This is a genomic window from Salinisphaera sp., assembly GCF_035690525.1.
Taxonomy (GTDB): domain Bacteria; phylum Pseudomonadota; class Gammaproteobacteria; order Nevskiales; family Salinisphaeraceae; genus Salinisphaera.
Genome location: NZ_DASSKM010000166.1, coordinates 24,568 through 30,567, shown reverse-complemented (window position 1 = coordinate 30,567; position 6,000 = coordinate 24,568). Strand labels below are relative to the sequence as shown.

8 protein-coding genes are annotated in these 6,000 nt (G+C 57.7%); all 8 read left to right on the top strand.

The features are described from left to right. On the top strand, positions 1 to 694 hold a 694-nt coding region (locus tag VFJ08_RS12985; protein ID WP_324997645.1), incomplete at its 5' end, for a hypothetical protein. Between the two features lie 51 nt (positions 695 to 745). Then, on the top strand, positions 746 to 1,834 hold the full coding sequence (locus tag VFJ08_RS12980; RefSeq protein WP_324997644.1) for an Mbeg1-like protein: 1,089 nt from the start codon (positions 746 to 748) through the stop codon (positions 1,832 to 1,834). A gap of 37 nt (positions 1,835 to 1,871) precedes the next feature. Then, the gene (locus VFJ08_RS12975) at positions 1,872 to 2,648 is read left to right on the top strand and encodes an ankyrin repeat domain-containing protein (RefSeq protein WP_324997643.1); all 777 of its coding nucleotides are present in this window, start codon (positions 1,872 to 1,874) and stop codon (positions 2,646 to 2,648) included. Positions 2,649 to 2,678: 30 nt separating this feature from the next. Next, on the top strand, positions 2,679 to 3,470 hold the full coding sequence (locus tag VFJ08_RS12970) for an ankyrin repeat domain-containing protein (protein WP_324997642.1): 792 nt from the start codon (positions 2,679 to 2,681) through the stop codon (positions 3,468 to 3,470). Beyond that, complete coding sequence (locus tag VFJ08_RS12965; RefSeq protein WP_324997641.1) at positions 3,467 to 3,778, top strand: hypothetical protein; 312 nt, start codon at positions 3,467 to 3,469, stop codon at positions 3,776 to 3,778. The genes VFJ08_RS12970 and VFJ08_RS12965 overlap by 4 nt, the downstream gene beginning before the upstream one ends. A 19-nt stretch (positions 3,779 to 3,797) precedes the next feature. Further along, entirely contained in the window at positions 3,798 to 4,370 is a 573-nt protein-coding gene (locus VFJ08_RS12960) for a hypothetical protein (RefSeq protein ID WP_324997640.1), read from the top strand. A gap of 439 nt (positions 4,371 to 4,809) precedes the next feature. Next, complete coding sequence (locus VFJ08_RS12955; RefSeq protein ID WP_324997639.1) at positions 4,810 to 5,136, top strand: hypothetical protein; 327 nt, start codon at positions 4,810 to 4,812, stop codon at positions 5,134 to 5,136. Continuing rightward, complete coding sequence (locus VFJ08_RS12950; protein ID WP_324997638.1) at positions 5,133 to 5,816, top strand: CDP-alcohol phosphatidyltransferase family protein; 684 nt, start codon at positions 5,133 to 5,135, stop codon at positions 5,814 to 5,816. The genes VFJ08_RS12955 and VFJ08_RS12950 overlap by 4 nt, the downstream gene beginning before the upstream one ends. Positions 5,817 to 6,000 lie beyond the last annotated feature (184 nt).

The following is a 6,000-nucleotide window of genomic DNA, read 5'->3' as shown; positions in this document are numbered from 1 at the left end:
ATTCGAAGCCCGCAAATACGGCGGGGCCGGGCTCAAGCGCACGGCCTCGAGCGATCGTTATCATTGGGACTGGTCCGCCATGGACACGATCGGCCTATGGGAAAAAGTCTGCGTGCCGATCGCCGGCTGCTCGTGGACGAGTGAACCCATCGGCTGGGGTGCGGCCCACGCCGTGGGCTTTGACCACAGCGACGGCACCCGCTACCAATACCTGAATGGCGGCAACTTCCCCAACGGCCTGGACCGCGATGAGGCCTGGGGCGGCGCGGTGCAAAATCCCCAAGCCGCCAGCCTGGCCGCCGGCGAATTCGAAGACCACAACCTGGCCCAAGTCGGCGGCCTACAGCCTTTCTACGCCTTTCGCGACGCAACCGCCTACCACGATTACGGCCCCGCCAACATCGCCGTCTACGTCAAGGGCGCCGAGGCCATCTCCTCCGAACACACCATGCTGGACACCGTCGCCCCGGAAATCGACACCGAGGGCGCGGGCGGGCTGAGCCACCGCCGCATCAGCGCCGCGGCCAAGGCGCGCCCGGTGTTCATGCGCGCCACCGACCTGGATAGCTTCGCGCGTAGCGACGGCCACTACGAACACGGCAACCTGTTCAACCCCTTCTGGCAACCCCGGCTGGTCGAACTGACGACGGCCGAAAAACAACAAATCGCGGCGGCCCTGGCGGCTACGCCGTAGCAACTCAGAGACTTGAATTTATGAATCAATCTGCCGGATGGTGGACAGGACTTGGGTAGCCCGATTGAAAGCCATTCGGACGACGCCCCGGACGATACAACGGACGCCGGCCTGGACGAATATACCGGCGACCCATCGAACGGCGGTTCGGGCACCGACACCGACGGCTCGAACAGCGATAACACCGATCCGGGCGATACGTCGGGCGGTTCCGGTACCGGCCCGGGCGGCGGCCCGAATGGTGATAATCCCAGCCCGGGCGCCAACAACCCCGGAGACTCGGACGACGCCGACAATGCGGATGATACCGATTCGAACGACGACGACGACGGCCTGGACATCGATTGGCAAACCATCCTGGGCATCGTCACCGCCGCCGCCGAAATCGACTGCCTGGCCACACCCCCGCTACACCCGTACTGGACCGCAATGGACATAGCCGCGTATCACGCGGCAAAACAAGCCTATGAAACCGATGGGGTCGGCTTTGCAGAGCAAGGCATTGTGTACGAAAACCCTCCGCCCGGCTTCTCGGCAAGTCTGACCCAAGCACCCAGCGGCCGCTGGATCGTCGCGTTTCGCGGCACGAATCCCTTCAGCGGTGCTGACTGGCGTGACAATGTAGATCAGGCTTTGTTAGGTCATTCGCCTCAGTACGAGTACGCAATAACTCTCGCAAGGCTTGTAAAAAAGAAGCTGGGCAAGAACGTCCTCTACGTCGGCCATTCGCTCGGCGGCGGTATGGCGGACGCCGCCGCCTTTGCCACCGGCAGCGATGCGATTACATTCAATGCCGCCGGCCTGCATCCCAACTATCGAACCGGCCCGCCGGGCTCGCTCCGCAATCATTATATCGTCGGCGAGGTGTTGACCACGCTGCAAACCACCACGCCGTTGCCGGACGCCCCCGGTGTGCAAATCGCCCATTCCGCAAGCTGTACCAAAGACCCGGGCCGGCGTCACTCGATCAGCACTTTTCATCCGCCCGACAAGCCCGGCTTCGAGATCACCGATCGTTCATCGGGCAATGCACCATTACCAGATACTCCGGGCGACAGCCCTATGGCAATGACTCATGATAGATCAAGCGGTATCGGCAACGAATTGGAAATGTATGTATCGCCCGACAAACACGAGTAATCGCTAGGCGGCCGGTCATATCCCAAAAGGCTTATCCATGAAAAAAAGTTTATCTGTCATACTGGTTTTAGCTGCCTGTATACCCTTAACCGCCTGCGCCGGGGTTCAAGCGTTGGCCAAGCAACGTCTGAATAACATGCAAGCCAGCGAGTACTTCCGAAAGCCCGCCGAGATCGCCCTCGTGAAAGCGGCGGGCGAGGGCGGTGTTCAACGAATGCAACAGGCCATTGCGCACGGCGCCGATGTCAACGCCGTCGGCAAGGACGGTATGGCGCCGCTCATCTGGGCAGTCGGCGTTCATCCCAACCTGAAAGGTTTTAAGTATTTGCTGGCACACGGCGCCAATCCGAACACCGTGACCGACCTACCCGAGAGTTTTAATTCCGACAAAGCGTATGTAATCGAGATCGCTTACGAACAGCCTGATCCGCGATTTATGAAAGCATTGTTGGAAGCGGGAGCCGATCCGGATACCGAGGTGGGTGGAAAGGCCACTTTGTTATCGGCTGCAAGCTCCGATGATCGTTTGGCGCAGATAAAACTACTCGTGGAGTATGGTGCCGATGTCAACCATAGGTCGAAGCTCAATGCTACGCCGCTGTATTACGCGGTATTTGGTCAAAAGTACAAAACCGCTTTATTTCTACTACGCTCTGGTGCGGACCCTACAATAGAAGACAAGGGAGGAGACAGCGCTTTGGATGAAATAAAAAGCGAGAGAGCGCGCGAAAAAAAATTTGCAGATAAATTACCAGGCTATTCTGAATTTATTGAAGCACTTAAAAAAAGAGGCTATTTGAAAGACAATTTCTAAAATGATAGGCCTATTCTTGAGAAGGTCATCATGAAACGCTGTCTGCTAGTCCTCGTATTGCTATTGTCGACCTGCCTAACGCTATCCGCCTGCGCGGCCACGGCCCAGGCGCTGGCCCAGATGCGGCTGAATACCATGCAGGCCAGCGAGTATTTCCAAAAGCCCGCCGAGATCGCCCTGGTGGAAGCAGCGAGCGAAGGCGATATAAAGGGCATGCAACAGGCCATTGCGCACGGCGCCGATGTCAACGCCGTCGGCAAGGACGGCATGGCCCCCCTCATCTGGACGGCCGCCATCCACCCCAACCTGCAAGGCTTCAAGTATCTGCTGGCGCACGGCGCCGATCCGAACCTGGTGACGGATACCGATGAAGGCCCCGGCAAAGACCTGGCCTACATCATCAAAGTGGCGTACCTGCAATCCGATCCGCGGTTCTTGAAAGCGCTGTTGGAAGCCGGCGCCGATCCGAATACCGTTGTCGGAGAAACCGATACATTGTTATTTTTCCCCAGCCTGGATCAGCGCCTATCGCAGACTAAGCTGCTAATCAAATATGGTGCAAACGTTAATTATCAAGGGCCTGTTTACGGTATCACGCCTATAGAAAACGCGATCGACGGCCGTCAGTTTAAAGCCGCGTTGTTGCTCCTGCGTTCCGGTGCCGACCCCACCCTAGAAGACAGCAACGGCGACGGCGCGCTTACCACCCTTAAAATGTTCCGAGCGAGTGCTAAAAAGGTCGCAAAAAACGAGCTGCCCGACGGTTACCCCGAACTCATCCAGGCGCTCAAAAAAAGAGGCTATCTGGAAGCCGACTTTTGAGCCCATCGGCCAACATCGCCGTCTACGTCAAGAGCGCCGAGGCGATCTCTTCCGAGCACACCATGCTGGACACCGTCGCCCCGGAAATCGACACCGAGGGCGCCGGCGGATTAAGCCACCGCCGCATCAGCGCCGCGGCCAAGGCGCGTCCGGTGTTCATGCGCGCCACCGACCTGGACAGTTTTGCGCGTAGCGACGGCCACTACGAACACGGCAACCTGTTCAACCCCTTCTGGCAACCCCGGCTGGTCGAACTGACGACGGCCGAAAAACAACAAATCGCGGCGGCCCTGGCGGCCACGCCGTAGCAACCTTGAGGCTTGGCTTATGCGTCTAAACAACTCATCCCGTCAAATGATCGTGGGCACGGTAGCCGCGCTGGCGGTGCTCGGCGCGGGACCGGCGCTTGGCAAGGACTCGCAAGAAAAAGGCGGCTATTGCCCGAATGCTTTGCCGGATCCCCTCTGGATGAGTACGGAGTTGATGGCCAAATATGGAGACTACGAGACCAACCCGGCGCACACGAAGCGCCAATATGAAAGAGCAAAACTCAACTTCAATCGGCATAACGATTGTGTCACGTGGATTCATGGCACGGCTCAGCTTGCTGTACCTAGCTATAACTTGCACCGTAAATATACTAAACCACGACCAAGAAAGCTAACATCGCATGATAGAGTTAAAGAAGATTCGCATCATATGAAAGATAGTTATATTTCTTACGCAATAGAGTATCTCCAAAGAAAATATATCGATGCTACCGTCGATTTAGCGTATCAAGGCAAGAGCCAGAAAGAAATTGTAAAAGAACTCTACTGCGCATGCCTGAGTGACTACCCGGTCGCCTTAAAGGCCGACGAGCGCCGGCAAGAGCGCTACAACAAAACACACTCCGAATGAGCTCGGGCGCGGTCCCGGCAGCGTCATGAGCCCACCCGCCAGCCGCGCGCGCCAGACCGGCGTCGGCGCGGTGTAATACATCCTCGGCAGCGGGGTATTGCTGTTCTTGTTACTGGCCCCGTTTCCGCTGCACGGCACCACCCAGAATGTCGTCCAACGCCTAATCCATGCCATCCAAAAGAACAGGCCGGTTATTTCTATGTCGCCAGCCAACCGTCGCTACCACGCGGCCCGGGCGGGCTGAGCCACCTGCCGGACGGTGGACCGGTCCTGGGCGGTGCGTCCGCTAGCCGTTCGGGCGGTGTTTTCAGCGGCTAACCGGACGATGCATTGATGAACGCCGGGGTCGTCTTCGTGTTTCGCTCTATCAGGCTTGCCTCTAAATTGATAATGTAATGAGAAAATAATGCTAAATACTACTCCTGTAGCGTCAATATTTATGTTTCTGGTCGCGTCCCTTGCGGGCGCGTTGGGGCAGTACCTGTACAAGTCCGGTGCGGAGGTCGCGGATGGATCGTTCGCAGGCTATATTATGAATGCGCGCATTCTCGCCGGGGTGGGGTGTTATATCGCGGTCATGGTGCTGTTTGTTGCGGCATTTCGCCGTGGCGGCTCGTTGACAGTACTCTACCCGGTCTATGCCAGCACATTCATCTGGGCGGCCGGTATCGCCTGGTGGGCATACGGTACGCCGATCCGGCCTATACATGTCGCAGGAATGGTGTTGCTGGTGGCGGGCATGTATTTGATGGGGAGGACGCAATGAGCGAGCCGTCTTACGAGCCTTTGGATCGCCGTCCTATTAAGGCGCGATCGACACGCTGGGCGGCGACTGCTGCCGATGCGCTGGTCCGGGCGGGCGTTTCACCGAACGCGATTTCGATGGCCGGTCTGTTTGCGGCGGTTGCCGGTGGCGTAGCACTGGCATTTACAGGTGCAGTCGAAACAGGCGGCGCGGAGCGGTTGTTGTGGCTGTTGGGCATAGCGCTTGTTCAATCGCGATTACTGTGCAATATGCTTGACGGGATGGTGGCCGTGGCTTCGGAGCGCGCCTCGCCTATCGGCGAGCTGTATAACGAGGTGCCGGACCGGGTAGCCGATGTTGGCGTACTCGTCGGGTTGGGTTATGCCGCGGGAGGAAATGCAACCTTAGGATATGTCGCGGCGTGCATGGCGCTGTTCGTGGCCTACGTTCGGGCAATGGCCAAGGCGGCGGGGGCGCCAAACGACTTTCGCGGGCCGATGGCCAAGCCGCATCGGATGTTTGTTGTGACAGCGATCGGGATTTATATGGTGGTGGCTCCGGGCGCGTGGCAGATTGCCTGGGGCCCGGGTAGCGCCTGGGGCATTGCGGCAGCGGGACTGTTGATAATCATCGCCGGCGGAGCGGTCACGGCCATGCGGCGGTTGCAAAGTGCAGCCCGTTCGCTCTTAACTAATATGTGATCTAAAGATTAAAATTAAAATAAACTATTGAATTTAATAAATTTTTATTCGTTTTCATATGTTGTTTATCCGTTAGTGGGTGCGCGGCGTTTATTAGCGGTGATTTTAAAGATGTACCGGTGGACGAAGGCTCTGGAGTTCGTGGCGTCTGGGGAGTTCGCGCCAGAACGGTTGCTAAAGTCAT

Coding starts and splice junctions, on each gene's coding strand:
- VFJ08_RS12975 (WP_324997643.1), top strand. CDS start 1,872: ATGAAAAAAAGTTTATCTGTCATACTGGTTTTAGCTGCCTGTATACCC.
- VFJ08_RS12970 (WP_324997642.1), top strand. CDS start 2,679: ATGAAACGCTGTCTGCTAGTCCTCGTATTGCTATTGTCGACCTGCCTA.
- VFJ08_RS12960 (WP_324997640.1), top strand. CDS start 3,798: ATGCGTCTAAACAACTCATCCCGTCAAATGATCGTGGGCACGGTAGCC.
- VFJ08_RS12955 (WP_324997639.1), top strand. CDS start 4,810: ATGTTTCTGGTCGCGTCCCTTGCGGGCGCGTTGGGGCAGTACCTGTAC.
- VFJ08_RS12950 (WP_324997638.1), top strand. CDS start 5,133: ATGAGCGAGCCGTCTTACGAGCCTTTGGATCGCCGTCCTATTAAGGCG.